We start from the raw sequence: 26642 nt of genomic DNA, 5'->3' as shown, positions 1-26642 counted from the left end.
GTCGTGAAAAGCACTGTCAACTCCCAAAAAAAAATAAAGAAATTAGAAATAAAATTTTCTGCATTAAACTACGGAGAAACGTAGTCGCATTAAGAATCTGATTTTGAACGGTTTTTGTAGATATATTCAATAGTTTCCCTATTTCTTCCGTGCTCAAGTCCTCCTCATATCTTAACAAAAAGATCTCTTTTCGCTTGTTCGGAAGTTGACTGATCCAATATTGGAGAAGATCGTTCAATTCTTTGTCCAGCAATTTACTATCTGAGAACTCACTATTCGCTAACACCTCTGCAAAACATTCAACTTCTTCCACGATAAAATCTTTTTTTCTGAATCTGTCAATCACTTTAAATTTGACTGCTTGTATTAAATAAGCGTTTACATGGTGAATGTTTCTTAGCTGCCTTTTATTCCAAAAGTCTACAAAAACTTCTTGAACCACATCTTTAGCCAAATCTTCATCTCGTAATTTTTGGAAAGCATGAATGTATAATTTCTTCCAGGTACGGCGATACAATTCATCAAATGCAAGACAATCCGACTCTCTTACAAGCTTCAAGAGTTCGTCTAAACTATAGGCTGTATATATGTGCTTTGACCGATTCAATGAAACACTGGATTATAATTGTGAGAGCAATATTAAATATTTTTATTTACAAATCAAATTTGGGTCTGATTATCAAAATGGTTATCATCTACTTTAAAACCATTTGCTACCTACCGTGTTTAATAGGTAATCCTCGTACTGTCAACTCTTTTACAAAAACAATATGGCAAAACTAATAGCAGACCAACTCGTAGAAACGATAGCGCAGGCAGGCATTAAACGTATTTACGCAGTTGCCGGCGACAGCTTGAACGAAGTGAACGACGCGGTACGCCGATCTACCGACATCGAATGGATCCATGTGCGACATGAAGAGACAGGCGCATTTGCTGCGGCTGCAGAAGCCGAACTCAATGGTATTGCTTGTTGCGCAGGAAGCAGTGGTCCAGGACATGTCCACCTGATCAATGGGTTGTATGAGGCACAGCGCAACAATGTGCCGGTATTAGCTATTGCTTCGACTTGTGCGACGGATGAATTCGGCACAGGTTATTTTCAAGAGACCAACACGATAAAACTTTTTGCAGATTGTAGTGGATATAACGAAATCGCCACCACACCTAAACAATTTCCGCGCATGTTGCAAGCGGCCTTACAACACGCGCATACCAAGGGAGAAGTAGCCGTCTTGGGACTTCCGGGAGATCTCAGTAAAGAAAAAGCGGAAGAAAGCAGTGTTACGCCCTACCTTTTGAAGCAACGTCCGGTTTTCCGACCTGCAGACAATGAGCTGCGCGAACTGGCTCAGCGATTAAATAAGGCTTCCAAGATCACCATTTTCTGCGGATTTGGTGCGAGCGAAGCACATACTGAAATCATCGCATTGGCAGGCTTGCTGAAATCACCCGTGGCTTATTCCTTTCGAGGCAAAATGGGCATACAATATAATAATCCCTATGAAGTGGGCATGACCGGATTGCTTGGATTGCCCTCAGCCTTTTACGCAATGCATCATGCAGAACTATTATTGCTTCTGGGTACGGATTTCCCGTATAAGGAGTTTATGCCCGATGATCTCGAAATTATACAAGTAGATAAACGCCCCGAGCGTCTCGGGCGTAAGGCTAAAGTATCGTTGGGCTTGGCTGGGAATATAAAAGACACCTTGGCAGCATTACTCCCCTTCCTAGAAGAAAAAAAGGATGACGCATTCTTGCAAAAACAATTAGATAAATATGAAGACGTTAAGAAATCGCTTCGCACCTATGTAGAGGATACCGGGAAACAACGCGCCATATCTCCCGAATTCCTAACAGATATCATCAATAAATTGGCAGATGACGACGCTATCTTTACGGTGGATACCGGAATGTGCTGTGTATGGGGAGCACGATATTTACAGGCTACGGGAAAACGGGTATTATTGGGTTCGTTTACTCACGGATCAATGGCGAATGCCCTACCGCATGCAATAGGAGCTGCTTTGGCTAGACCAACCCAGCAGGTTATAGCACTTTGTGGCGACGGAGGGCTTTCCATGATGATGGGCGATTTGGCGACCGTCGTGCAATATAAACTGCCTATAAAAATCGTCGTATTCGATAACCGATCGCTAGGCATGGTAAGGTTAGAAATGCAGGTAGAAGGGCTCCCCGATGGTGAAACCGATATGGTCAATCCTGATTTTGCGAAAGTCGGTGATGCGATGGGCATGAATAACTTTACGGTAGATTCTCCCGAAGATGTAGAGAGAACATTGCAAAACGCATTCGCTGTTAACGGACCTGCCTTGATTCATGTATATACCAATCCAGACTCGCTCGCCATGCCGCCGAAAATAGAATTTGAGCAATTAAAAGGAATGGCATCTTCCATGGGCAAGATGATGCTTCACGGCGATTTTAAAGATGTTGCCAATATCATTAAAAGTAATTACAAGCACATCGAAGATGTCTTTTAGCTTCTATTCAATAAAGCGTGTTGCGAAGCTGTAAAAATATGACGAAAAACGATATTCAATTCATTCTCACGCTGTGCGCCCGCAATGCCTGTGTAGGGAAATAAGTCTATTGTTCCAGTCCGAACATCGCTAACCAACGCTCTGCTTAAATCAGCTATTTCCGCTATAAGTAAGGTGTCGGGTTCTGTCTCCTTCCATGTCTCGTCTATGAGTTGATAAAGACGTTTGGCTTTTTTGTCAAAAGTGCTCCTCACCGCATCTACTTTTTTAAATAATATTTTTCCGTTTGTCTTCACCCATTCAGGATCAGACGATTTAACAAGAAGCTGTTTTTCGAACAGGTCAAGAAAGCGACGAAACATACCGATATAATTAACGGCTAATGTGCATTCTGCAAAGGTCATGAATGGATAATAAAAAATAGGCTCATCGCTCGTGCGGCAGTCCGGGTGCAGATCAAAAGCGCGTCCTTGCGGAACTTTCAACTCATTAATAGAAAAACTATGACTTGCCGTACATTCTAACCCAAACGTATCCCAATCGTAATGAATAAGTACATGCTCACGATCTACAAAAAACGAACGGTAGACCTGACTTCCGCCGGTGTCAAGCACAGGTTCTCCATCTTCATATACCCAAGCGTTCAAGGTAAAATGAGTTAAGTGAGGGGCTCCCGTAGCGTACTTCCACGAGCCAGTGATAATAAAATGGTCTCCTTCTTTATCAGCTCGTCCAGAAGGCATACCGCTTCCGCCCCAACAGACTTGTTCCTGCTTGAAAATTATTTCCGCCACGGCAGGGTTAATAAATCCCGCAAACATATTAGCTCCCGCACAAAGGGTTACCGTCCAAGCAAAACCACCATCAATGTATGCCAATTCCTCCAGCAACTGACACCCCTCTTTCAGTTCAGCATTTAGTCCCCCATAAACTTTAGGAACCCATAAATTAAACCAATTTTGCCGAGATATTAGTTGTAATAATTCGGGGGTCAATGTCTTTCTCCGGATACTTGCAAGCACATTATCGCTGATAACGTGTCGAGTTTCAGTATTAAGCATCATAAAATTAAAATTGACTAGACATAATTTTCCTCCATTTTATATAGCCGGATATAGCGACAATAAACAGGAATATGGTCAAACAAGCAAAAAGATAAAGTCCCTTATAAAATAACAAAGGTACGGCCACGAAGTTACTTATATTCAATAATATCCAGTTTTCAATTTTTCGTTTGGCAAGTAGCCACATCCCCGCCCAAGCCGTGCTGGAAACAAATGCATCCATTACGGGTACATCAGAATCAGTAAAGTATGTCAAAAAACCGAACAGTATGAAATAACCGACTACAACGATGCCAGCAACGATAGACCAATCTTGCGGACCACATCGGGTAATGTGTATTTGTTGTTGACTTTGGTTTCTAAATTTCCAGTACCACAAGCCATAAATACTCATAACCAAATAATACGCATGTAGCAATATCTCGGCATATAGCTTAGCGCCGTACAACACGGAAATGGTCAGGCAAATGCCAACGATGCCAAAGAAATAATTGGATATTTTGTTTTTACGGGATAGTAATACCTGCACAACACCAAAAAGCACCGCTAGCCGCTCTAACCAAGAGGTCTGAAGAAAACTATTTTGTATCTGTTCAACAAATTCAGTTATATGCATATGGCCCCAAACATCCCATAAAGTATGTTGTTAGCTTACGCTAATTGTAAAGCGTCTTTCGAACGATTTCTAACCGATTCACATAAAGCAGGGTCATCATTTAAACTTTTACCCCACGATGGGACAAGCTCACGAAGCTTTTTGCGGTATTCATCCGATTTTGCTCTTTCGGGGAAACAACGTTTCAATAGGTTAATCATGATGGGCACAGACGTAGACGCCCCCGGAGATGCCCCTAATAAAGCTGCGATGGAACCATCGGCACTTGAGACTACTTCCGTACCAAATTCTAAGATACCACCATGTTTTGGATCTTTTTTTATAACCTGTACTCGCTGCCCCGCAACTTCGACTTTCCAATCCTCCAACTCCGCTGTTGGCATAAATTGTTTTAACGCATCCAATTTATCCGAAGGGCTTTTCATGACTTCAGTAATCAGATATTTTGTTAAATCCAAATTATGCAGACCCGCCGAAAGCATGGGTTTAATGTTCGACAGTTTGATAGATGCTGGAAGATCAAAATAAGAACCTTTTTTTAAGAACTTCGTCGAAAAACCTGCATACGGTCCGAACAATAGTGCCTGTTCACCGTCAATATAGCGAGTATCTAGGTGAGGAACAGACATGGGAGGTGCACCTACCGATGCTTTTCCATATACTTTAGCATGATGCTTTTCTATAATCTCCTTATTGGTACAGCGTAGCCACTGCCCACCGACCGGAAACCCGCCATATCCTTTTGCCTCGGGTATCCCGGATTTTTCTAGAAGAAGTAAAGAACGGCCTCCTGCGCCAATAAACACAAACCTCGCTTTTATTTTACGCCTTTCGCCTGTGTTCAAATCTTTGGTTTCCACTTCCCAACGGCCATCCTCTTCGCGTTCTATATCACGTACTTCCTGGTTGAGTGATAGCTTAATATTATCCTTCGTTTGTAGGTGACGAACCAAATCACGCGTAAGCGAACCAAAATTTACATCGGTCCCTATTTCCATGCGTGTGGCAGCCATCACTTCGTTTTTCGATCGCCCCTCCATCATAAGTGGTATCCAGTCTTCTAAAACCCCTTTGTCCTCGGTATACACCATACCTTTAAATAAGTTCTCTTTTTCCATTGCGGTATAGCGCGTGCGCAAAAATTGAACATCCTTCTCGCCGAATACGGCACTCATGTGTGGCACTTGACGGATAAATTCAGTAGGCTCTTTTAGAATTCCTTTTTCTACCAAGTAGGCCCAAAACTGTTTGGAAATCTCAAATTGCTCGGCAATATTAATAGCCTTATCTATTTTCACACTGCCATCGGGTTGTTCTGGCGTGTAATTTAATTCGCATAACGCCGAATGCCCTGTACCAGCATTATTCCAGGCATCTGAACTTTCAGCCGCAACAACGTCCAGCCGTTCGATGATTTCGATATTAATATCAGGACTCAGCTCATTGATTAAAGTCCCCAACGTAGCGCTCATGATACCTGCACCAATCAATACGACATCGACTTCAGATTTTTTAGCTTTTTTACCCATAGTTTCAAAATTGCGTACAAAATTAACATTCAAATTGGTTATAACCGAATGAAAGTGTCAAAATTCTTTCATTATTCTTGTTATTTTTTTAAGAGGGCTGCATCGCATTTAACCAAAAAATAAAAACCCATGAATATCACTATTCATGGGCTCGTCATATTCCTGAAAAATGTTACGGTGGTGTCAGGATTTTTGTGCTATTATTATTAAGGCTGCGTGCTTTGTTCCTGTTGTAATTCCAACAACACACCATCTAACTCACCTTTTACTTTTTCGCTGTTTTGATAGGCGTACATAATTTGTTCGAACACCTGTATATCGATACCCTCTTCTTTTATTGCTTCTTGAATATCTCCTCCAACGTCGTCTTGAATTTTCATTATTTTTTCAAAAGCGGTATTGAACATTTTCTGATCTTCGGCACTTTCATTTTGAATCCCTTCCTCTGAATTTTCTTGTGCTTGCGCCATCGTATTAAATTTCTCCACTGTTAAGCCCTCTTCTTTGACCGCGTTCGCCATACTCTCTTGTACTCCCATTTGTATAGCTTCCACTTTGGAACTCGCTTTTATAAATGAAATTAATTCGTCTTTTTCGAAATCTTCTTTCAATTCCGGTTCCTGCAGTAGGTTCGGTTCCTGCGCCATAGCTCCAACGCCAACCATCATCATTACGGCTAATAAAATTACTTTTAGTCTCTGCATAATAAATTTATTCTTGTTCATCTTCATTCGTTTTTCGAAAATTTTCCTACATATATAACGCATATAGATAATATTATTGCCTATAACTCCCATTTATATCGGAAATAGCATCGTAAACTGAGGCTTTTTTTACATGAAACCGTTAGGTTGTAATTAAATGGCTGCAAGATGCAGCGGTACGACCAATTGATTTTTTTTATTAGGTATTGGTGAATGCAAAGCATTTTATTTAGGTTTGTTGGATATTTAAGAGCGGAACTAGAATCATACAAACATAAAATGAAATTATTAGAAGGCAAAACAGCTTTAATCACGGGAGCATCAAAAGGCATCGGTCGAAAAATTGCTGAAGTTTTTGCTCGGCATGGAGCGAACGTTGCATTTACCTATTTATCTTCTGTAGAAAAGGGAGAAGCGTTGGAGAACGAATTACAGGCTTTTGGCACACACGTAAAGGGTTTCCGTTCCGACGCATCTAAATTTGAGGAAGCTGAGAAGTTAATCGAAGACATCGTTGCTGAATTTGGAACAATTGATGTCGTCGTCAACAACGCAGGGATTACGAAGGACGGTCTGTTAATGCGTATGACAGAAGAAAACTGGGATGATGTCATGAACGTTAATCTCAAATCAATTTTTAATGTAACTAAGGCGGCATCGAAAATCATGATGAAAAACCGTAAAGGTTCGTTTATCAATATGAGCTCGGTGGTCGGCATACAAGGTAATGCCGGACAAGCAAATTACGCTGCTTCTAAAGCGGGCATCATCGGTTTCTCTAAATCCGTAGCCAGAGAACTGGGTTCTAGAAATATCCGGACTAATGTGATCGCACCCGGATTTATCCGCACCGAAATGACTGAGGTACTCGATCCAAAGGTCGTTGCCGGATGGGAAGCAAACATTCCGCTAAAGCGTGCCGGAGAAGCTGAAGACGTGGCCAACGCTTGTTTATTCTTGGCGTCGGATTTATCCTCTTATATCAATGGCCAGGTTATTCCTGTGGATGGTGGTATGCTGTAAAAAATGATACGCAGCTGAATTGACGAAATTCAACTGGCCAGATAATATGTAAAAAAATGTTAAAGCCCTTGACAGGAATGTTAAGGGCTTTTTATTTTAGGCCAATAAAATTAATAAAACCACTCTTTTTAAAATTTTACTTTATGCTAAAAAGTCGGATAATCTATTTATTGGGCATGATTTTGGCATCAAACATTGCCATTGCTCAAAATTTGCAACTGTACACGACCTATCCGAAGATTTCGGTTTCACCGGGAGAGGTCATTGATTACAATGTGGAGCTAATCAACAACAGTTCGGTTACGCGAAACGGAAGGATCAGCTTGCGAAATCTCCCTAAAGATTGGGATTATGAAATGAAGTCGGGAAATTATAGTGCGGCGGAAATCTCCGTCTTACCCAAAGAGCGCAAATCGCTCAACCTAAAGATTATCGTACCTTCCAAAATAGAAAAGGGACAGTACCGATTTCAGCTGGTTGCGCAAGGTGAATCGTCCCTGCCGCTGACTGTCGATGTCACCACGGATGGAAAATCGTCGTCAGAGTTCAATAGCCCACAAACCAACATGGAGGGTTCGGCAAAATCAACCTTCACTTTCAATGCGTCCTTGCTTAATCGCTCTTCGGAAGCGCAGGTATATCGTTTGGGCGCTAATCTACAATCGGGCTGGGGAGCGACATTCAAAGTCGACGGAAAGCAAGTATCATCTGTTAACATAGAAGGTAATCAACGAAAGGATATATTAATTGAAATTCTTCCTCCCGAAAGTGTCAAAAAGGGAAAATATACGATTCCACTATTTGCCCAAAGTCCACTAAATCAGTCCAACCTCTCACTAGAAGTTGTCATTACAGGTTCCTACGAAATACAGCTCACTACACCCGAGGGGCTGTTGAGTACGACAGCAACTGCCAATCGAAATAAATCAATTCAATTTTTAGTTAAAAATACCGGTACTTCCGATCTGAGTCAAGTCAATCTTAGTGCTTCCACCCCCTCACAATGGGAAGCTCATTTTGAGCCTAGCCGGATTAGCAGTCTCAAAGCCGGCGAGAGCCAAACCGTCACAGCAATCGTTAGACCTGCAAAAAAAGCCATTGCAGGTGACTATCAAATTACATTGAATGCCAAAAACAATGAAACGAGCGACAGTATTAAGTTTCGCGTGACCGTAGAAACTTCCTTACTATGGGGCTGGGTGGGTATTTTTGTTATTGCTATCGCCGTCGCACTCGTTTATTTTTTGATCCGCAAATATGGAAGGAGATAAAATGGATAACCCTATTATTCGTGTGCGGCAATTAACGAAAAGGTATGGGAATTTCACAGCGGTAAACCAGCTGGATCTTGACATTGCAGCCGGTGAGATTTTCGGTCTATTAGGACCAAACGGAGCCGGAAAATCGACCACGATCTTGATGCTGCTCGGTTTGAGTGAACCAACGTCCGGCGAAATTGGGGTTTGTAACATCGACCCCGTCCGATCGCCTATTGCTGTCAAACGCCTGGTTGGGTACCTCCCTGACAATATCGGCTTTTACGAGAGTTGGACCGCGCTAGAAAATCTAATATTGACCGCGCAATTGAATGGGATTCCCTACGAAGAGGCTAGACAACGTTCGCTTTCTCTTTTAGAGAAAGTAGGTCTTCAAGACGTTGCCGAGAAAAAAGTAGGTAAATTTTCTAGAGGGATGCGGCAACGGCTCGGCTTAGCTGACAGTTTAATAAAGGATCCCAAAGTACTGATTTTGGACGAACCGACGTTAGGATTGGACCCCATGGGCGTTAAAGATTTCACCTCGCTTATATTGCGTTTGAGTCGAGAAGAGAAGCTGACCGTCTTATTATCTAGTCATCAGCTTTATCAAGTACAAAAAATTTGTGATAGAGTCGGTCTGTTTATCAAAGGAAAGTTGGTTGCTGACGGTCCTATTCAGGATTTGGCATCAAGACTTTTTCAAGATAGGCCACGTAACATCCAGCTCAAAGTATCTCGGACGGACACACAACGAACTCACAATATTTTGAAAGAAATGTCAGCTATTAAATCTATCAAACAAAACGATGATGTGTTTCATATTGATGCGGATGAAACCATCGTACATCATCTCGCAAAAGAGCTGGTCGATCACGACATTACTATCATGCAGCTGCAGCAACGCGCCTATGGCATAGAAGATATTTACGCACATTATTTCGAAGGAGGTCTTACAAAATGACGCTAAATAAAAACAATAATCTATATGCGTTCTCTATTCTAGTGAAAAAGGAAATTGCCGATCATATCCGAAGCTGGAAATTTATCATCCTGCTAGCTATCGTCTTATTGACATGTATAGCTTCTTTATACACGGCGTTGCAGGCATTGAAAAACACAGCGCCCAATCCAAACGACCCCGATGCAGCGTTCTTTTTTCTCAAGATTTTTACAACTTCTGATGGTACTATGCCGTCTTTTCATCTATTTATTGGCTTTTTAGGGCCGTTGCTTGGTATTTGTTTGGGCTTTGATGCCGTTAACTCGGAGTTTAACGGTCGCACTTTGGGTCGTATTCTATCACAGCCTATCCATCGGGACTATTTTCTAAACGCGAAATTTATTGGCGCATTAATCGTTATAGGGACCCTGTTTGTGTCGCTTATTCTCCTGACCATAGGCGCTGCAACATTGTTGATAGGTTTTCCGCCTACGTTCATGGAATGCAATAGGCTTTTTCTTTTCACCTTATTAACCATCGTTTATGTTGCTTTCTGGCTCAATTTATCGATTCTGTTTTCAGTTCGTTTTAAGCACACTGCAACGTCCGCTTTAGTCGCCATTGCGATTTGGCTGTTTTTCACAGTATTCTATCCGATCATTATCAATATTGTAGCAAAAGCAGTACAGCCAAACCCATACGCTTCGGAAGTGGAAATCATGCAATATCAACATTTTATGTTAACAATCATGCGCTTTGCACCGAGTCAGCTCTATAGTGATGGAACGAGTATGTTGCTCATGCCATCCATCAGAAGTCTTGGTCCTTTACACATGGAACAACTTCAGGGAGCAATCCCTTCGCCTCTACCTGTTTGGGAAAGTATAAAAGTTGCATGGTCGCAGATGGTGGCGTTGGTCGCCTGTACTATTGTGTGTTTTGCTGCTTCTTACTATTTATTTATGCGCAAGGAAATCCGTTGCTGACCATTCACCCGTGCGTTCAATCCAGATCAGGAGAGCTTATCGTATCATAACTATTATCTCGATTTAGGTTATTTAATGGTACGCCGGAATTATTCTCTATTTTCTGATCGACCGTGTCCGGGTCTTTATTACGTTCGAGATAATTCAGCGGGACACCACTGTCCTCAGCAGGATGGAGAAGAGAGTCGGTGTTATCTGTAGATGACGACGCCGACTCTCCATTACAAGCTACCAATACTATACTTGCTAGCGTGATTCCTATTGCTATATTGATCTTTGTCTGTTTTGTAAGCTTCCTCATAACGCGTTACCTTTTTTCATATCGTTTGCTCCTACTTAAGAGAACGTTATTAGCAGGAAAATGTTCGGACACGGTTATATCGAATTTCGCGACCATAGGTTATGTCGAACTGACGGTCTGCAAAATCTGTTAGCAGACATAGGGCGCAAAGTGTCGGATGGCTTTTGGTGACTGTACTTGGCTTATTAGCCTTTTTATGCAGAGATATTCTTTTGTAATTCGCTTTCTATAAGTTGTAAGGAGATATTCAACGCTTTTATTCGTCGTACCATTAATGTATGTTGTGAAGATTTCTTTTCCAATTTGAGGATTGCTTTGTCACATTTACTTAATAGCGAGGTAAGTGACATTTTTGCTTCTTTGAGTTCGAGTTTTGTTGGCATTGTATAGCGTACATGATTTTGTAGTAGCAAAATTAGAAATAATTTATCTGATGATAAATCATCAAAACCAAACGTATGCTTACATTTTTTTCTCGTTTCTTCTTTATGCCGTTGGCAAATGCATGTTCTTCATAGTCTTCGCCCCGCGCTTCCTGTGGCAATCCGCCCGACCTGTCTATCAATAAATCATTTATAGAAATCGCTGCTCTTTTTTATGCTTTGATTCTATCATTGCTCGATGATTGTCGCCCCAAACATTTAATTTGTCCCAAACAGAAATCAAGTTTTTGGTACTTGTCGTTAGCCTATACTCTACTCTTGGGGGTACCTCAGCGTATACATTCCGTTCAACTAGTCCATCTTTTTCCATTTCTTTTAATTGCAAGGAAAGCATTCTATCAGAAATATTAACTATTGCTTCTTTCAATTCCGTAAAGCGCAAATCGCGTTTTGACAGTTTATGAAGAATAGTCATTTTCCATCTACCAGAAAGTAAGGTCAACGCGTACATAGTACCGCATTCATTTTTTAAATAGTCTCTGTTTATAGTATTCGTACTTGTGAGTTTTCTTTTTCCCATTTCTAACAAAATTGTGAGTTGCTAACAATGTCCTGCTTCCTTGCAAAGATATGGAAATGAAAATAGCTTTGTTGGAAACTAAATTTAAAGCAATGAAAATATTAATTGTGTTAGCACATCCTGAACCTAAAAGTTTTAACGCTGCATTATATCAATCCGCCATCAAAACATTTATTGAAAATGGACATGAAGTAAGAACTACAGACTTGTACACAATGAAATTTAACCCTGTTTATGACCGAAGTAATTTTAAGTCTGTGAAAAATCCAAACTTTCTGAAATTACAGGTAGAAGAGATATACGCAGCAGAGATGAATAACAGTTATACCGATGAAACTCGAATTGAACAAGAAAAAGTTGAATGGTGCGATCTAATGATTTGGCAATTCCCTTTATGGAGATTTGCCCCTCCTGCTATTCTAAAAGGTTGGACAGACAGAATTTTTACATCTGGGAGATTTTTTAAAGGCGGTGGTTACTACGAAAATGGAACATTAAAGGGTAAGAAAGCATTAATATCTGTTACTACGGGAAGTCCAGAAGAAACTTATGCAAGTGATGGTTTTCATGGCGATATACTTGGTATTTTAAGGCCTATAAATAGAGGAATATTAGAATGTGTAGGGTTCTCAGTATTAGAGCCTGAAATCAATTATTCTGTTGCACATTTAACAGAAGATGAACGAAAATCATTAATAGGAAGATGGAATAGCCGGCTAAAAAATATATTTAATGAACCCATTATTTCGGCTGGAAAATACTAAAGGATATGCAATCATTTTACAAAGCGATAAGTCTAGGAATATTAGCTTCTTTAGCAACAATATTCACCTTCTCTCTGAATTTGCCTACCTGGGTACTTTTTTTAGGTTGGACCAGTTTGTCCCTTTTGAGCCCAACTAAACAAGTTTCTCTAAAGATTTACATACAACAACTTTTCGGAATACTTATAGCAATTATTATAGTTTTCTTTGGAAACTTCCTGATTGAAAATTTGAGTCAAATATGGTTTCATCTTTCCGTAGGAATTGTTTTGACAGGTGTGTTTTACGTAACAAAACTTAAAACTTTAAATGTACTTCCCGCTTATTTTATAGGTATGATTGTATGGTTCGGCTTAAATGCAGAACCAACAATTGAGCAAGCTCTTAAATCATCCGTTTCGCTTTTTTTAGGGTTCCTATTTGGTTGGGTTAATTATATAGTTTATGCAAAAATAGATAATTCGATTTGTTGAACACCGGCGATTCTGTGATAGTATATATGTTAACTCAAAAAAAGTAGTGAATTACTGTCTAAAAAAATGGGGTAAGTCTTTTTTTTTCTTTGTCCCAAGAAGTGATCCCGTTGGGATTGGCTCAGCCCGTCCCTTCATTCTCATCCCAGCTTAAATAACAAAAGCCACTCTTATTCGAGTGGCTTTGTGATCCCGCTGGGATTCGAACCCAGGACCCATACATTAAAAGTGTATTGCTCTACCAGCTGAGCTACGGAATCGTCCTTCATTTTCTGAAGCGCCGCTTCATTGTTTGAAGTGATGCAAAAGTAGGAATTTCGATTTAAAATGCAAATATTCTTTACCTCTTTTTTTTAGAAAAACAAAAACTTGTTCATAGTGAGGGGGATAAATTTAATGCATCGCTGTACAAATAGCGCACTTCATCACGTAGATTGTAATGAGAGGCCATTACTTCGCCATATGCACCCGCCGTGCGGATAGCAATCAAATCTCCCCTCTCCGATTGCGGCAAAGGCACTTCTTTACCGAAGCAATCAGAACTTTCGCAGATGGGTCCTACAACATCGTACAGGACACCTGGCTCTTGGTCTGTGTCCACGCGCTCTATCTTGTGGTACGCTTGATATAAGGCCGGTCTCATCAGTTCTGTCATCCCTGCATCAACCACTAAAAAGTGCTTCTTTACACCACTCTTGGTGTATAATACCTTTGTGATAAGCGATCCCGATTGCGCCACCAATGCACGTCCTAATTCAAAATGGACCTCCTGATGCGGAGCTCGTTCTAAAAACCGGTCGAATATTTCAAAATACGTCTCAAAATCAGGGATCGGATTGTCATCAGGAAGTTGGTAATCTACCCCCAATCCACCTCCTACATTTAACACTTTGATTTGTGTTCCCCGCTCTTCGAACCAATTTTTCCATTCATTTACTTTAACGCACAAGCTCTTGAAAACATTCATATCGGTTATCTGCGATCCGACGTGGAAGTGCAACCCAATCAGTTCGACGTTTTTTGCTTGTCTGATGACTGATGCAGCAGTTTCTAGCTCTGAAGTCGGAACGCCGAATTTGTTCTCATCGAGTCCCGTCGTGATATAATGATGCGTATTGGCGTCGATATTAGGGTTAATCCGTAATGACACCTTGGCGATGACACCCAGCTTACTAGCCAGCTCATTAATGACCTCCATCTCTTGAATAGACTCAACATTAAAGGCAAATATGCCATGTTGCAAGGAGAGGATAATTTCTTTATCCGATTTCCCCACCCCTGCAAATGTAATCTTATCGGCTGTAAAACCTAGATCAATCGCCTTTTGAACTTCGTTTCCGCTTACACAATCTGCGCCGAATCCTTTCGATTGGATCACAGACAACAAACGATCATTAAAATTAGCCTTCAACGCGTAATGCACATGGAACCCTCGCTTATCCGCAGCATGTTTCGCGTGGTCCAACGTCTCGTTCAATAGATCAAGGTCGTAATAGTAGAATGGTGTTTCTAAATCTCTTATTCTTTCTCGCTGAATATTATTAAACAACATATAATTTTTTCGTCTTTGTGATTTTGGGCAACGCCCTCTATTTCTTATTCACTGGGCGACGCCACCATCGCCCCCTCGCTTATAAAGGTCTAAAATAATCTATTATGCAAGGAACGAAGCGCTTCGGTTTTGTGACTATTGTCCAACAAGATAGAAACGTTATAGTCCGAGCCCCCATAAGAAATCATACGTAATGGGAGATGTTTGATCGCATCTAATACCTTGGCCGCATACCCATGTGTATTGGCGCTAAAATCACCCACTACACAAACGATGGTCTGATTATAATCCACATGTACGGAACCGAAGTCTTCGACTTCTTTGATAATGTCTTCTAGATTTCGAGTGTCGTCCACCGTCAACGAAACCGCTACTTCCGATGTTGTAATCATATCGATCGGTGTTTTGTACCGTTCAAATATTTCGAATATCTTCCGTAAGAAACCATAAGCCAACAACATACGGGAAGAGTGGATATGGATGGCCGTAATTCCATCTTTAGCCGCAATCGCCCTAATCTGCCCTTTGCTCCCCCCCTCTTTGCTTATTAGCGTGCCGGCTGCTTGTGGATCCATCGTATTCAGTAGACGCACGGGTACATTATATCGCTGTGCGGGGAATACACTCTGTGGGTGTAAAATCTTAGCTCCGAAATAGGCTAGCTCCGCGGCCTCATCAAAACTCAGATTTGCTATCGGCTGTGTGCCTTTTACTACGCGTGGGTCATTATTGTGCATCCCATTAATATCCGTCCATATTTCGACTTCTTCCGCTTGGATAGCTGCGCCAATAAGCGAAGCTGTATAGTCAGACCCTCCACGACGTAGATTGTCAATTTCACCAAACGAATTACGACAGATGTAACCTTGTGTAATAAACAAGGAATTATCAGAGCATTCCGCCAATAAAGCAGAAAGCTTCTCCCCGATATAAGGTACCATGGGTTCGTTGTCTTCATCTATTTTCATGAAATCCAACGCAGGCAACAATACCGACGAAACCCCGATTTCTTCTAAATGAAAATGAAACAATGTGGTCGACAACAACTCACCCTGTGCCAAAATGATTTTTTCTTCGACGGGCGTGAACATCTCATTCCCCAATGAAGCGATATAATTAAAGTGATAATCAATCAGATTCTTGCCCTTTTCAAGTCCCTGATCCGTCGAAAAGAGCTCCTTTATCAGTTCTTCGTACTTATCCTTGTGCAACTTGATTAAATTCAATGCCTCTTCGGTTTTTCCCGCTAAAAAAGCATGTCCAATTTCCACCAAAGCGTTTGTCGTACCAGCTACAGCCGATAGAACAACAAGCTGGCGTTCCGTAGGGTTTACAATATCCAGTAACCCTTTGATACGTTGGGCACTTCCCACTGATGTGCCACCAAACTTTAGAATTTTCATATTATAATCGTAGTATCTATTACTATCTTTCAAAAAACCTGTAAATGTAATTATTTTACACAAAAAAGCGGCACAAATGCTTTTCATTGCTTTTGTGCCGCATATATTTCATGCGGAAGAATTACTTCTTCAGAGCATCTATAAGCAGCGTCGCCAGTTCGATACCGATCCGCTCCTGTGCTTCATTTGTTGCCGCTCCGATATGCGGCGTCAAAGAAATCCGAGAATGACTCAAAATCTCTTGTCTCGGCGTTGGCTCATTATCAAACACATCTAATGCCGCAAAAGATACTTTACCAGAATCCAGTGCTTTGATAAGCTCTAATTCATCTATTACACCACCGCGAGCGGCATTTACTAACCCGACTCCATCTTTTAACAAAGTAAACTCTTCTTTTCCGATAGCAGGCTTATCCAGAAAAGGAACATGAAGAGTAATGAAATCCGATTGTTTTAATACTTCTTCGAAAGCCACTTGTTTCACAGGCAAGTCTGCTTGAACGCCACCGGTAAACGTCAGAGATAAAGATGTCGGTCCGTCGAATAGGTCGGTATAGATCACGTCCATTCCCAGTCCGAGAGCTACTTTCGCCGTTTCTCTACCGATCCGTCCAAATCCAACAACACCCAATGTTTTCCCTCTTAGCTCCACGCCTTTGGCGTAGGCTTTTTTAAGTCCCGCGAAATTTGTGTTCCCTTCTACAGGCATCTTGCGATTGGAGTCGTACAAAAAGCGCACACCATTTAAAAGGTGAGCAAACACAAGTTCTCCTACAGATAACGATGAAGCGGCAGGCGTATTGATGACAGCGATACCTTTCGAGCGCGCATAGTCGACATCAATATTATCCATTCCTACACCACCACGACCAATAGCTTTAATATTCGGGCACACGTCAAGCAATGCTTGACGAACCTTTGTGGCACTGCGTACAGTAATGGCATCATAAGCCTGCAACTTTTCCGCAAGCTCTTCTTGCGGAATATGATTTGTATCTACCTCAAATCCGGCATCTTCCAACAGTTTCTTACCCGCTGCATCAATACCGTCGTTCGCTAATATCTTCATTTAATAAAATGTTTATTCTATTTATTACTCAATTCTTCAAATTCTTTCATCACATCTACCAGGGCATTGATAGAACTAATACCTAGAGCATTATAAATCGATGCCCTAAAACCTCCAACCGAACGATGTCCTTTAATACCCACCATTCCACGCTCCTGCGCAAGTTTCAAGAAAGCAGCTTCCTGCTCCGGCGTGTCCATAACGAATGTCACATTCATTCGAGAACGGTCCTCTTCATTCGCGGTGCCTCTGAAAAATGGATTCCGCTCAATTTCATCGTATAATGTTCGCGCTTTAATAATATTTTCTTGCTCAATTACCGATATACCGCCTTTCTCTTTTAACCACCGTAGATTCAACATGGATACATATATAGAGAACACCGGAGGCGTATTATAAAGTGACCCTGCTTTTGCATGCGCTTCATAATCAAATATTGCCGGTAGTGTCCGCCCGGTTTTCCCCAAAATATCATTCTTTGCAATAACCAATGTAACACCTGCAGGTCCCATATTTTTTTGGGCACCGGCATATATCAAATCAAATTCAGCGACGTCTATCACGCGGCTCAATATATCCGATGACATGTCAACTACGGTAGGTACGTCTACATTTGGTTTCTGAAAAATTTCCGTACCGTAAATAGTATTATTTGAGGTGTAATGGAAATAAGCAGCGTCCGAAGGTACCGAAAACTCCTTGGGAATGTAAGTATAGTTTTTGTCGGATGAGGAAGCCACAATCGCTACCTGTCCTATTTTCGACGCCTCTTTTGCAGCTTTCGTAGCCCAGACACCTGTATCTAGATATGCAGCTTTCCGCCCTTCTGGCAAAAGATTCATCGGAATCATGGCAAATTGCTGACTCGCTCCTCCCTGTAAAAACAAAACAGAATAGTCAGACGGCACATCCATAAGCTCGCGCACTAAAGCCTCCGCTTCCTGAATCACCTGCTCAAACTCTTTGGAACGGTGCGATATTTCAAGAATGGAAAGCCCAGTATTATTAAAATCAATGACAGCTTGCGAAGCTTCTTGAAATACTTCCTGTGGAAGTATGCATGGTCCTGCCCCAAAATTGTGTTTCATCATGAATTATTTTACGTGAATAAATGAACCGCAAAAATAGCACATTTTTTAATTTTCTTCATATTTCCCAAACTTTTATTGAAAGATAAATAAGCATTTCTTTTGTTTTATAAAAATATGACATACAACAAACGAATATTGCCAAGTATTTTACTCTTACGGCGCACTTAATCGTCGCGGTATGGGCTTATATATTTTAGACACTTAAACGCTCCGTAATTAATAAAAAAAATCGTAACTTCGCATGCGATGTGTGCCTTTTTTTTGGAGACACACATTTTAGTTTTATTGAAACCAAATTAATATGGCTGAAGAAACAGAAAACGAAAACAATCTAGTGCCTGCAAACGACAGGATCATTCCAATTAATATCGAGGATCAAATGAAATCTGCCTACATAGATTATTCTATGTCGGTGATCGTTTCCCGTGCTTTACCCGATGCGAGAGACGGTTTGAAACCGGTACACAGACGTGTACTATACGGGATGTTAGATCTAGGTGTAACGAGTGGCAAACCCTATAAGAAATCTGCTCGTATCGTTGGAGATGTGCTAGGTAAGTATCACCCGCATGGTGACTCTTCAGTATATGATGCTATGGTTCGCTTAGCGCAAGACTGGAGCATGCGCTACCAATTGGTGGATGGCCAGGGTAACTACGGTTCTATCGACGGTGATCCGCCTGCGGCTATGCGTTATACCGAGGCACGCCTAAAAAAACTGTCTGAAGAGATGCTTTCCGACATCAATAAAGACACTGTTGATTTTCAACTGAACTTTGACGATTCGTTACAAGAGCCAACGGTTTTACCTACCCGGATTCCGAATCTTTTGGTAAACGGAGCGTCGGGAATTGCGGTGGGTATGGCTACAAATATGGCTCCCCACAACCTGACCGAGGTAGTGGATGGTACCATTGCCTATATCGAAAACCGCGACATCGAAATCGCGGAGTTGATGCAGCATATCAAAGGACCTGATTTTCCTACCGGCGGTATTATATACGGCTATAATGGTGTAAAAGACGCTTGTGAAACTGGTAAAGGCCGTATCGTAATGCGCGCTAAAGCGGAAATCGAAACCCTCAAAAATGGCCGTGAATGCATTATTGTGACCGAGATCCCTTATCAGGTCAACAAAGCGAACATGATTGAACGGACTGCTGAACTGGTCAATGAGAAAAAAATCGAGGGTATTTCTACCATCCGGGATGAATCCGATAGAGACGGCTTCCGAATCGTCTACGAGATCAAACGGGAAGCAAATGCAAATGTTGTATTAAACAACCTTTATAAATATACAGCTTTACAGACTTCATTTTCTGTAAACAACATCGCCTTAGTAAAAGGACGTCCGATGTTGTTGAATCTGAAGGACATGATTCACGAATTTGTAGAGCACCGGCATGAAGTTGTGATCCGTCGCACCAAATTCGAGTTAGCCGAAGCAGAAAAGCGTGCACATATACTAGAAGGCTACCTCATCGCACTTGACCATCTAGATGAAGTCATCAAACTTATCCGGAACTCCGACACGCCTGAAGATGCCCGTGTAGGCCTGATGAGTAGATTTGGCTTGACGGATATTCAAGCACGTGCTATCTTAGACATGACACTTCGTCGTCTAACAGGACTGGAACGCGATAAGATCAAAGAGGAATATGCGGAGCTCATGAAAACAATTGATTATCTAAAATCGGTACTCGCAGATGAAAATCTACGCATGGAGATAATTAAAACAGAGCTAGTAGAGATAAGAGAAAAATACGGTGATGAGCGGCGTTCCGTCATTGTGCATTCTGCCGAAGACATGCGTATGGAAGACTTCATCGATGATGAAGAGATCGTAATTACCATTTCACATAATTCGTACGTGAAACGTACACCGCTGACAGAATATCGCCGCCAAGGACGCGGTGGCAAGGGCGCCATCGGTTCTACCACACGAGACGAAGATTTTACAGAGCACATTATAACAGCCTCAGCGCACAATTATCTACTGTTGTTTACTGATCATGGACGTTGTTTCTGGTTACGTGCCTTTGAAATCCCCGAAGGTAGTCGCACATCGCGTGGTCGTGCGTTACAGAATATCATTAACGTGCCAAAAGAAGAAAAGATCAGAGCCTTCATTAAGGTAACTAACCTCAAAGATCAAGTGTATCTTGAAAATAATTTTATTATCATGTGTACGAAAAAAGGTACGATCAAGAAAACGTCGCTGGAAGCGTATTCAAGACCGCGTGCAAATGGTATAAACGCAATTAACATCAACGAAGGTGACGAGCTGTTGGAAGCATGTCTAACAACAGGAAATAGCGAAATCGTCATGGCACTTCGCTCTGGACGCGCTATTCGTTTCAACGAATCCACTGTACGTCCAATGGGAAGAACGGCTACAGGAGTACGGGGCATCTCGCTGGCTAACGACAAAGATGAAGTAGTTGGCATGATTGCTGTAGATAATTCAGAGACAACAGTGCTTGTTGTTTCCGAAAAAGGTTATGGCAAACGTACCGATATCGAAGATTACCGCGTAACAAACCGAGGAGGTAAGGGAGTAAAAACCATCAATGTTACGGATAAGACAGGGGAACTGGTTGCCATTAAAGGGGTTACTGATGAAGATGACTTGATGATTATCAACAAATCAGGTATCGTGATTCGTATTGGTGTTGATAACCTTCGGGTAATGGGGCGTGCGACACAGGGTGTGCGTTTGATTACGTTGAAAGATACCGACGCAATAGCCTCTATCACCAAAGTGGACCGTGAAGAAGAAGAGGAGATAGAAAACAGCGGTGGTAATATAGAAGGAAATGAAGTATCGGATGACACAATAGATGCTGAAGAAAACGATGAATAAATTGGGATTATGCCTGCCCGCAATTGTTTCGGGCTTGCTGATGTTATTAGGTTCAGTGCAAACCTCTGCTCAGTCTAACTACAAGGAGAGCAGCAATAGTTTTGCGCGCTATACCAAGTCTGGTGATTTAAAGAATCTCGAGAACGCAAAAAAATTCATAGATGAAACGTACAAAAACCGCCGCGATTCGAATAGCGTGCGTGTGAATGTCCTACGTGCTATGATATACAGCTCCATCGCGTATGCTGATTCTACTCGCACGGTAAAAAACCCGAAAGATCCCATTGATATTACCTACGAGTCGGTAAACAAGATAAAAAAGCGAGATTGGGAAAATTACACATCTGAATCCAATTACATCAAGCAGAATTTAGCTGCCTCGCATATTTACAAAGCAAAAAAAGCGCTTGAGAAAGAAGATTATGCTGGTGCTTATGAAAGTTACCTGAAGGTGAAAGGTCTTAATGTTCAAAATTATGATGTGACCTATAATCTTGCTCTTTTGGCGTCTCAAACCGGACAACACGATGCAGCAATAGGGTATTATAACGATCTGTTACAGAAGGGCGATGCACCTGTTGAATATTATTTGGAACTAGCAGAAGCTCACAAAAGAAACGGAGATAATCAGGGTGTGCTGAATACATTACATGAGGCACGTACAAAATTCCCCGAAAACAAACAGGTATTGTTGAATTTGATCCAACTTTTCGCTCAGAACAACGAGTATAAAGCTATCGCCCCTATTATTGACGAAGCTATAGCACATGAACCAGAAGATATTGACTTGAATTATCTAGCGGGGTACGCGAATGAAAATGTAGGAAATATCGAAATCGCAAAGCGATATTATGCGAAGGTTTTGCGACTCGACCCGAACAATTACGAGGCAAATCTGGCATTGGGCCTTATCTTTCTTAACAGTTTTCTTCAAGATGGCGACAATGTGGAAGCTCAGTATCAAGCGCAAAATTTATTACTAAAAGCAAACGAAATTCGCCCTTACGATGTTAATGCTTTAAAGTCTCTTTCATTATATTATGAAAGGTCTGGAGATCTCGCGCAGTTAGATCGCGTGAAATTACTATTGAATCAACTATCAAATAATTAGATATGAATATAAAAAAAGCAATATTATTTTCTTTATTGGTGGTGGCAGGTACTACTGCTTTCGCTCAAAGTAGCAACTTGCGGAAAGCCAAAGCAGGTTTGCAGAAATTTCAAGAGTTACAGGGAAACAATTTGCCTGCGGAGCAACTAGCTCAACTCGGAAAAAAAGATTTGGAAGGCGCCAAAGAGGCTATAGATGCTGCTATAACGCATGACAAAACAAAAGACGATCCCGAAACTTGGACTATTTATGCTTTAGTGAATGCCAATTTGGCGACGTTAGAAAAATCAGCAGAGGCAGAGCAAGCAGCTGAAGAGGGTATCCAAAAAGCGACAGCGATGGACAGCGATGGAAAACACAAAGAAAACATTGCGGTAGCCGGTCAACTATTAGGTCAGTTTAATTTTGGACAGGGTGCTGATGCTTTTAACAACCAAGACTACGAAACGGCCTACACAACCTTTAATCGAGCGTTGAACTATCTTCCAGGAGACACAACATTGCTATATTACTCCGGTTTGGCCGCTATCCAAAATCAAGACTATCCGAATGCTATTAAAAGATACGAGGAATTGATTCCGCAAAAAGAATTTTCTCAACATAAGGCGGTGATGGTAGACTTGCCAAAGCTATATCTGTCAGCTAAGGATACGACTAACGCATTGGAGTATGCTGCTAAAGCAGCGGCCGAATACCCGGAGGACAATGACGCTTCTGTACAGAATATCGAGTTGAATCTTATGACAGGTAACGAGGCAAAAATAATCACCGATATTGAAAATCAGATAGCAAAGGACGCGGACAACAAGGCGTTGTATTACTATTTAGGCATTGCGTACTCAGCGTCTGATAATAACGATAAAGCCATCGAAGCATATAAAAAGGCCGTGGAGATAGACCCTAATTACATCGAAGCCAATAAGAATGCTTCCGCAACTATCATCAACAGTGTAAGGAATCAATTGAATGCACTTAATGATGATAAAACGTTATCCAACAATGATTACAGCACAAAAGTAGAGGAACTTAAAGAGCAGATTAAAGTTGCCTTGCCGTACTTAGAAAAAGTTGTGGAGCTGGACCCGAAGGATGTTGATGCATTAAAAAGCTTGAAGGGCTATTATGACTTCCAGCAAAATGAAGAGAAATCAGCTGAAACACAAGCTAAAATTGAAGCTTTACAACAATAGAAATTCAAATAAAAAAAGAGCGTTGAAACGCTCTTTTTTTATTTGCCTAATTCTTTAGGCTAATCTCTCTCAGCAAATGCTCATCATCAAAGTTGTCGACGGAACGGTCCATACGTTGCCAAGTCATATAAGAATTGACGTATACACCATTGGAAAGGATTGGCTCAGTAGACCTAAGATAAAGTATATCGCCTTCAAAGTCTATCTTCCGACGTTGCAATTGATTTTTCCAATTTGGGAATAACGAGCTTTCAATCGAATAAGTAACAACAGCATTGTTGTTATCTATTTTGTATTTTCCAGAAAAGGCAATGTATCCTTGCAAGGAAGAAGCCATTTCTTCCTGTGTAGCCATCATTTTGTCATTGCTTTTATAGAGCATTCGTCCCTCTTTTGAGATCTGTACTGCCATATAACCATCGGGCGAATACATTAATATTCCATACGGGTTCTTTCCCATCGGGAAAAGTGAATCGTCACCTTCTATGGGGACTTCAATATAGGACAACAGTTTCCAAGTTCCTACCAGTTCGTTTTTTATTGATGTCATAATAGATGCTGTAGCATTAGTTTATAATAATAACGCTTTTCTTCTTAACTTAGTTTCTGCACGCAGGATGTATGATGAAATTTTGACATTTTTTTTGAGTGTCTCTGTAAAACTGTCTTTAATCGCATAGACAAAAAATAGATTATATCAGGCACTCGTGAATGCAATACATTTTATTTAGATTTAACCATTAAAAAAGCGCTATGATTCTATCGGAAATTGATACAGTAGACGATATAAGTAAAGAAGTGTTTCTGAACAAGTATTTCAAGCCACGAAAACCTGTACTTATTAAGGGTTTTGCTAAAAAATGGGACGCATACAACAAGTGGAATTTAGATTATATATACGAACAAGCTGACGAACAAGTTGTCGGACTATATGACAACAAGCCTGCTGATCCTAGCAGAGCAACAGACGAGCCTATTACTCGCATGAAAATGCGGGACTACATCCGTCTCATCCAGACGCAACCTTCCGATCTGCGAATTTTCTTTTATATTATTACGGATAAGTTGCCTGAGTTGCTCAAGAATTTTTCCTATCCGGATCTAGGCTTTAAATATTTCAAACGTATACCGACGCTATTTTTTGGCGGTAGTGAGGCGCGTGTACTTATGCACTATGATGTTGATCTCGCGGACTTAATGCATTTCCAATTTGAGGGCAAAAAAAGAGTTTTATTGTTCCCCCCCGAAGAGGCCGCTTTTCTATATAAAGTTCCTTTTTCTGTCCATACTATTTATAATGTGGACTACGAGCAACCAGACTACGAACGGTTTCCGGCATTACGTTATGCAAAAGGACACGAGATCTTTATGGACCACGGCGATGCGCTCTTTATGCCGAGCGGCTATTGGCATTTCAACCGCTATCTGGAAGCCGGCTTTTCTGTTACGCTCCGCTCCTTTCCTAGTTCGCCAAAGAAACTTTTTAGCCTGTTAAAGGAGGTGTTCTTTATACGGTATACAGACAAACTTATGCGTAAACTCTTCAAACAAAAATGGGTGGATTACAAACAACGACAAGCTTTTAAGAAAAGTCAAAAGGCATTAGATGCTTATTTGAAACAGCCAAACACAATCCCTGCTTAACTGCTAATGTCGCCTCCGGAACTTTGACGCATGTAGAAATTCACCCTTAGCATTATCCTGTTTGTCGAAGATCTGAAGCGAGGAGGCTTTTTGTTTACTTTTTTTGAGGTAAAAAAAGTAAAAATCATATTTTATCATTATCTTTGCACACTCGTTAAAGTACGAGTATTAAATTAATTAAAACAAATTTATTAAAACACAATGCAACAGTACGAATCTGTCATTATTCTTACCCCGTTGCTTTCAGAGGATATTGCGAAAGAAGTAATCGCTAAATTCAAAAATATCCTTACTGAGGGCGGAGCCGAAATTGTCGCTGAAGACAATTGGGGTTTGAAAAAATTAGCGTATCCAATCCAGAAGAAAACTACTGGATTCTATCACCTAACTGAATTCAAGGCTCCGGGTGAATTAATTCAAAAATTAGAGCTTGAATACAAGCGTGATGAGCGTGTTATGCGTTTCTTAACTATTGCTTTAGACAAACATGCAATAGCTTACAACGAGAAAAAACGTAGCGGTGCATTCAACAAAAAGGCTGAAACTAAAACGGAGGAGGTAGCAAAATAATGGCAAACGAAAACATCCAATACGTAACTGCTCCTAAAGTAGAGGACAACCGTAAAAAATACTGCCGTTTCAAAAAGAACGGTATCAAGTATATCGACTACAAAGACGCAAACTTCTTATTGAAATTTGTAAACGACCAAGGTAAAATCTTACCTCGTCGTCTAACGGGTACATCATTGAAATTTCAACGTAAAGTAGCTCAAGCCGTTAAACGCGCGCGTATTATCGGACTATTGCCTTACGTAGCAGATTCATTAAAATAAGGAGGAAACGACATGGAAGTTATATTAAAACAAGATATTAAACAACTTGGCGAGAAAGACGACATCGTAAACGTAAAACCGGGTTACGGTCGCAACTACTTAATTCCTCAAGGGTTTGCCATCCTAGCGACGCCGTCTGCTAAGAAGGTATTGGCTGAGAACATTAAACAAGCTCAGTTTAAACAAGAAAAAATCAAGAAAGACGCAACGGAATTAGCCGGTAAATTGGAAAGTATCAAACTTACTATTGGTGCTAAAGCTGGTGAAAGCGGAAAAATCTTTGGTAAAGTAAATAGCATCCAAATTGCGGAAGCTTTGAAAACACAAGGATATGACGTTGACCGTCGTCGCATCACTTTCGAAACTGAACCTAAAACAGTTGGTGAGTACATTGCTAACTTAAACTTACACAAAGAAGTTAAAGTTCAGATTCCGTTTGAAGTGGTAGCTGAATAATAAAATTAGACCCTTAAAAAAGAAAAGAGGCTGTCTCAAAAGTAATTTTTGAGCAGCCTTTTTTTATTTTCTACTATTCTCCACATTATTTCTATTTTTTGTTGATATTTTATTCATCTATCCTGTTGTATATCAGCGTTCTGATCCCTATCTTTAAGGTATGGCAAGAGGCAGAACGACCACGGTGGTTTTCAAGCGTAACCTGCAGCACCAGACCATGCTGCTCCCGCCCGATTTGGGGGAATTGATTGCTCCGGATCATCCCGTACGCATCTTAAACGAGGTTTTGGACAGGATAGAC

At 41.0% G+C, this 26642-nt stretch carries 26 protein-coding genes and 1 tRNA gene; 14 read left to right on the top strand and 13 right to left on the bottom strand.

Features of this window, described 5'->3' with window-relative positions:
• Positions 1-16: 16 nt before the first annotated feature.
• Positions 17-559, bottom strand: a complete 543-nt coding sequence (locus tag C5745_RS08965; RefSeq protein ID WP_165793056.1) for an RNA polymerase sigma factor — start codon at positions 557-559, stop codon at positions 17-19.
• A gap of 211 nt (positions 560-770) precedes the next feature.
• Here C5745_RS08965 and C5745_RS08960 point away from each other — a divergent pair, with 211 nt between their 5' ends.
• The gene (locus C5745_RS08960) at positions 771-2507 is read left to right on the top strand and encodes a thiamine pyrophosphate-dependent enzyme (RefSeq protein ID WP_105716665.1); all 1737 of its coding nucleotides are present in this window, start codon (positions 771-773) and stop codon (positions 2505-2507) included.
• Here C5745_RS08960 and C5745_RS08955 read toward each other — a convergent pair.
• The 4 genes from C5745_RS08955 to C5745_RS08940 all read right to left on the bottom strand — a co-directional run bounded on the left by C5745_RS08955 (position 2504) and on the right by C5745_RS08940 (position 6441).
• Positions 2504-3571: an acyl-CoA dehydrogenase family protein gene (locus tag C5745_RS08955; RefSeq protein ID WP_133166328.1), complete on the bottom strand. Its 1068-nt coding sequence runs from the start codon at positions 3569-3571 to the stop codon at positions 2504-2506. The genes C5745_RS08960 and C5745_RS08955 overlap by 4 nt on opposite strands.
• Before the next feature lie 4 nt (positions 3572-3575).
• The gene (gene pnuC, locus C5745_RS08950; RefSeq protein ID WP_105716663.1) at positions 3576-4187 is read right to left on the bottom strand and encodes a nicotinamide riboside transporter PnuC; all 612 of its coding nucleotides are present in this window, start codon (positions 4185-4187) and stop codon (positions 3576-3578) included.
• Between the two features lie 35 nt (positions 4188-4222).
• The gene (locus tag C5745_RS08945; protein WP_105716662.1) at positions 4223-5716 is read right to left on the bottom strand and encodes a malate:quinone oxidoreductase; all 1494 of its coding nucleotides are present in this window, start codon (positions 5714-5716) and stop codon (positions 4223-4225) included.
• 206 nt (positions 5717-5922) lie between these two features.
• Complete coding sequence (locus tag C5745_RS08940) at positions 5923-6441, bottom strand: DUF4168 domain-containing protein (protein ID WP_165793055.1); 519 nt, start codon at positions 6439-6441, stop codon at positions 5923-5925.
• A gap of 258 nt (positions 6442-6699) precedes the next feature.
• Between C5745_RS08940 and fabG the strand changes: the two genes are divergently transcribed.
• From fabG to C5745_RS08920, 4 genes are all read left to right on the top strand, one after another.
• Positions 6700-7443: a 3-oxoacyl-[acyl-carrier-protein] reductase gene (gene fabG, locus C5745_RS08935; protein ID WP_105716913.1), complete on the top strand. Its 744-nt coding sequence runs from the start codon at positions 6700-6702 to the stop codon at positions 7441-7443.
• A 143-nt stretch (positions 7444-7586) separates the two neighbouring features.
• Complete coding sequence (locus tag C5745_RS08930) at positions 7587-8714, top strand: COG1470 family protein (protein ID WP_105716660.1); 1128 nt, start codon at positions 7587-7589, stop codon at positions 8712-8714.
• On the top strand, positions 8701-9663 hold the full coding sequence (locus C5745_RS08925) for an ABC transporter ATP-binding protein (RefSeq protein ID WP_243403296.1): 963 nt from the start codon (positions 8701-8703) through the stop codon (positions 9661-9663). The genes C5745_RS08930 and C5745_RS08925 overlap by 14 nt, the downstream gene beginning before the upstream one ends.
• A complete protein-coding gene (locus C5745_RS08920; protein ID WP_105716659.1) occupies positions 9660-10628 on the top strand; it encodes an ABC transporter permease in 969 nt (322 codons plus the stop codon). The genes C5745_RS08925 and C5745_RS08920 overlap by 4 nt, the downstream gene beginning before the upstream one ends.
• 16 nt (positions 10629-10644) lie before the next feature.
• Here the strand turns inward: C5745_RS08920 and C5745_RS08915 are convergent, their stop codons facing one another.
• A complete protein-coding gene (locus C5745_RS08915) occupies positions 10645-10929 on the bottom strand; it encodes a hypothetical protein (protein ID WP_105716658.1) in 285 nt (94 codons plus the stop codon).
• Between the two features lie 573 nt (positions 10930-11502).
• The gene (locus C5745_RS08905; protein WP_105716656.1) at positions 11503-11892 is read right to left on the bottom strand and encodes a winged helix-turn-helix transcriptional regulator; all 390 of its coding nucleotides are present in this window, start codon (positions 11890-11892) and stop codon (positions 11503-11505) included.
• Positions 11893-11942: 50 nt separating this feature from the next.
• Here C5745_RS08905 and C5745_RS08900 point away from each other — a divergent pair, with 50 nt between their 5' ends.
• Positions 11943-12656, top strand: coding sequence for an NAD(P)H-dependent oxidoreductase (locus C5745_RS08900; protein WP_243403295.1), 714 nt, complete (start codon positions 11943-11945; stop codon positions 12654-12656).
• A 5-nt stretch (positions 12657-12661) separates the two neighbouring features.
• Complete coding sequence (locus C5745_RS08895; protein WP_105716655.1) at positions 12662-13129, top strand: DUF1097 domain-containing protein; 468 nt, start codon at positions 12662-12664, stop codon at positions 13127-13129.
• Between the two features lie 187 nt (positions 13130-13316).
• Here C5745_RS08895 and C5745_RS08890 read toward each other — a convergent pair.
• From C5745_RS08890 to serC, 5 genes are all read right to left on the bottom strand, one after another.
• Positions 13317-13389 (bottom strand) — tRNA-Lys (locus C5745_RS08890).
• A gap of 113 nt (positions 13390-13502) precedes the next feature.
• Positions 13503-14678, bottom strand: a complete 1176-nt coding sequence (gene lysA / locus C5745_RS08885; RefSeq protein ID WP_394342073.1) for a diaminopimelate decarboxylase — start codon at positions 14676-14678, stop codon at positions 13503-13505.
• Positions 14679-14770: 92 nt separating this feature from the next.
• Positions 14771-16084, bottom strand: coding sequence for an aspartate kinase (locus C5745_RS08880; RefSeq protein WP_105716653.1), 1314 nt, complete (start codon positions 16082-16084; stop codon positions 14771-14773).
• A gap of 121 nt (positions 16085-16205) precedes the next feature.
• Complete coding sequence (locus tag C5745_RS08875) at positions 16206-17153, bottom strand: D-2-hydroxyacid dehydrogenase (RefSeq protein WP_105716652.1); 948 nt, start codon at positions 17151-17153, stop codon at positions 16206-16208.
• Between the two features lie 17 nt (positions 17154-17170).
• Positions 17171-18241: a 3-phosphoserine/phosphohydroxythreonine transaminase gene (gene serC, locus C5745_RS08870; RefSeq protein ID WP_105716910.1), complete on the bottom strand. Its 1071-nt coding sequence runs from the start codon at positions 18239-18241 to the stop codon at positions 17171-17173.
• Positions 18242-18545: 304 nt separating this feature from the next.
• On the opposite strand from serC, the gene gyrA reads away from it, so the two are divergent.
• The 3 genes from gyrA to C5745_RS08855 are packed head-to-tail and all read left to right on the top strand — an operon-like array spanning position 18546 to position 23408.
• Positions 18546-21107 carry a DNA gyrase subunit A gene (gyrA, locus tag C5745_RS08865; RefSeq protein WP_105716651.1) on the top strand — a complete coding sequence of 854 codons (2562 nt, stop codon included), beginning with the start codon at positions 18546-18548 and terminating at the stop codon, positions 21105-21107.
• Positions 21100-22218, top strand: a complete 1119-nt coding sequence (locus tag C5745_RS08860; RefSeq protein ID WP_243403294.1) for a tetratricopeptide repeat protein — start codon at positions 21100-21102, stop codon at positions 22216-22218. Before gyrA ends, C5745_RS08860 begins: the two co-directional genes overlap by 8 nt.
• A gap of 2 nt (positions 22219-22220) precedes the next feature.
• The gene (locus C5745_RS08855) at positions 22221-23408 is read left to right on the top strand and encodes a tetratricopeptide repeat protein (RefSeq protein WP_105716650.1); all 1188 of its coding nucleotides are present in this window, start codon (positions 22221-22223) and stop codon (positions 23406-23408) included.
• A 46-nt stretch (positions 23409-23454) separates the two neighbouring features.
• Here C5745_RS08855 and C5745_RS08850 read toward each other — a convergent pair whose 3' ends face one another.
• On the bottom strand, positions 23455-23958 hold the full coding sequence (locus C5745_RS08850; protein WP_105716649.1) for a lipocalin-like domain-containing protein: 504 nt from the start codon (positions 23956-23958) through the stop codon (positions 23455-23457).
• A 203-nt stretch (positions 23959-24161) separates the two neighbouring features.
• Here C5745_RS08850 and C5745_RS08845 point away from each other — a divergent pair, with 203 nt between their 5' ends.
• From C5745_RS08845 to rplI, 4 genes are all read left to right on the top strand, one after another.
• The gene (locus C5745_RS08845) at positions 24162-25052 is read left to right on the top strand and encodes a cupin-like domain-containing protein (RefSeq protein ID WP_105716648.1); all 891 of its coding nucleotides are present in this window, start codon (positions 24162-24164) and stop codon (positions 25050-25052) included.
• Positions 25053-25253: 201 nt separating this feature from the next.
• A complete protein-coding gene (rpsF, locus tag C5745_RS08840) occupies positions 25254-25622 on the top strand; it encodes a 30S ribosomal protein S6 (RefSeq protein ID WP_105716647.1) in 369 nt (122 codons plus the stop codon).
• On the top strand, positions 25622-25885 hold the full coding sequence (gene rpsR, locus C5745_RS08835; protein WP_105716646.1) for a 30S ribosomal protein S18: 264 nt from the start codon (positions 25622-25624) through the stop codon (positions 25883-25885). Before rpsF ends, rpsR begins: the two co-directional genes overlap by 1 nt.
• 12 nt (positions 25886-25897) lie before the next feature.
• Entirely contained in the window at positions 25898-26341 is a 444-nt protein-coding gene (gene rplI, locus C5745_RS08830) for a 50S ribosomal protein L9 (protein ID WP_105716645.1), read from the top strand.
• Positions 26342-26642: the final 301 nt, after the last annotated feature.

The organism is Sphingobacterium haloxyli (genome assembly GCF_002980525.1).
Classification (GTDB): Bacteria; Bacteroidota; Bacteroidia; order Sphingobacteriales; family Sphingobacteriaceae; genus Sphingobacterium; species Sphingobacterium haloxyli.
This window is presented reverse-complemented; position numbering and strand designations above follow the sequence as displayed.

What these genes read in the sequence shown, in the direction of transcription:
- C5745_RS08860 (WP_243403294.1), top strand. Translation starts at nt 21,100, where the DNA reads ATGAATAAATTGGGATTATGCCTGCCCGCAATTGTTTCGGGCTTGCTG.
- C5745_RS08875 (WP_105716652.1), bottom strand. Translation starts at nt 17,153, where the DNA reads ATGAAGATATTAGCGAACGACGGTATTGATGCAGCGGGTAAGAAACTG.
- rpsR (WP_105716646.1), top strand. Translation starts at nt 25,622, where the DNA reads ATGGCAAACGAAAACATCCAATACGTAACTGCTCCTAAAGTAGAGGAC.
- C5745_RS08930 (WP_105716660.1), top strand. Translation starts at nt 7,587, where the DNA reads ATGCTAAAAAGTCGGATAATCTATTTATTGGGCATGATTTTGGCATCA.
- rplI (WP_105716645.1), top strand. Translation starts at nt 25,898, where the DNA reads ATGGAAGTTATATTAAAACAAGATATTAAACAACTTGGCGAGAAAGAC.
- C5745_RS08900 (WP_243403295.1), top strand. Translation starts at nt 11,943, where the DNA reads ATGGAAATGAAAATAGCTTTGTTGGAAACTAAATTTAAAGCAATGAAA.
- C5745_RS08880 (WP_105716653.1), bottom strand. Translation starts at nt 16,084, where the DNA reads ATGAAAATTCTAAAGTTTGGTGGCACATCAGTGGGAAGTGCCCAACGT.
- C5745_RS08850 (WP_105716649.1), bottom strand. Translation starts at nt 23,958, where the DNA reads ATGACATCAATAAAAAACGAACTGGTAGGAACTTGGAAACTGTTGTCC.
- C5745_RS08905 (WP_105716656.1), bottom strand. Translation starts at nt 11,892, where the DNA reads ATGGGAAAAAGAAAACTCACAAGTACGAATACTATAAACAGAGACTAT.
- C5745_RS08895 (WP_105716655.1), top strand. Translation starts at nt 12,662, where the DNA reads ATGCAATCATTTTACAAAGCGATAAGTCTAGGAATATTAGCTTCTTTA.
- C5745_RS08955 (WP_133166328.1), bottom strand. Translation starts at nt 3,571, where the DNA reads ATGATGCTTAATACTGAAACTCGACACGTTATCAGCGATAATGTGCTT.
- pnuC (WP_105716663.1), bottom strand. Translation starts at nt 4,187, where the DNA reads ATGCATATAACTGAATTTGTTGAACAGATACAAAATAGTTTTCTTCAG.
- fabG (WP_105716913.1), top strand. Translation starts at nt 6,700, where the DNA reads ATGAAATTATTAGAAGGCAAAACAGCTTTAATCACGGGAGCATCAAAA.
- C5745_RS08855 (WP_105716650.1), top strand. Translation starts at nt 22,221, where the DNA reads ATGAATATAAAAAAAGCAATATTATTTTCTTTATTGGTGGTGGCAGGT.
- gyrA (WP_105716651.1), top strand. Translation starts at nt 18,546, where the DNA reads ATGGCTGAAGAAACAGAAAACGAAAACAATCTAGTGCCTGCAAACGAC.
- C5745_RS08960 (WP_105716665.1), top strand. Translation starts at nt 771, where the DNA reads ATGGCAAAACTAATAGCAGACCAACTCGTAGAAACGATAGCGCAGGCA.
- serC (WP_105716910.1), bottom strand. Translation starts at nt 18,241, where the DNA reads ATGAAACACAATTTTGGGGCAGGACCATGCATACTTCCACAGGAAGTA.
- C5745_RS08915 (WP_105716658.1), bottom strand. Translation starts at nt 10,929, where the DNA reads ATGAGGAAGCTTACAAAACAGACAAAGATCAATATAGCAATAGGAATC.
- C5745_RS08945 (WP_105716662.1), bottom strand. Translation starts at nt 5,716, where the DNA reads ATGGGTAAAAAAGCTAAAAAATCTGAAGTCGATGTCGTATTGATTGGT.
- C5745_RS08920 (WP_105716659.1), top strand. Translation starts at nt 9,660, where the DNA reads ATGACGCTAAATAAAAACAATAATCTATATGCGTTCTCTATTCTAGTG.
- C5745_RS08845 (WP_105716648.1), top strand. Translation starts at nt 24,162, where the DNA reads ATGATTCTATCGGAAATTGATACAGTAGACGATATAAGTAAAGAAGTG.
- rpsF (WP_105716647.1), top strand. Translation starts at nt 25,254, where the DNA reads ATGCAACAGTACGAATCTGTCATTATTCTTACCCCGTTGCTTTCAGAG.
- C5745_RS08925 (WP_243403296.1), top strand. Translation starts at nt 8,701, where the DNA reads ATGGAAGGAGATAAAATGGATAACCCTATTATTCGTGTGCGGCAATTA.
- C5745_RS08940 (WP_165793055.1), bottom strand. Translation starts at nt 6,441, where the DNA reads ATGAACAAGAATAAATTTATTATGCAGAGACTAAAAGTAATTTTATTA.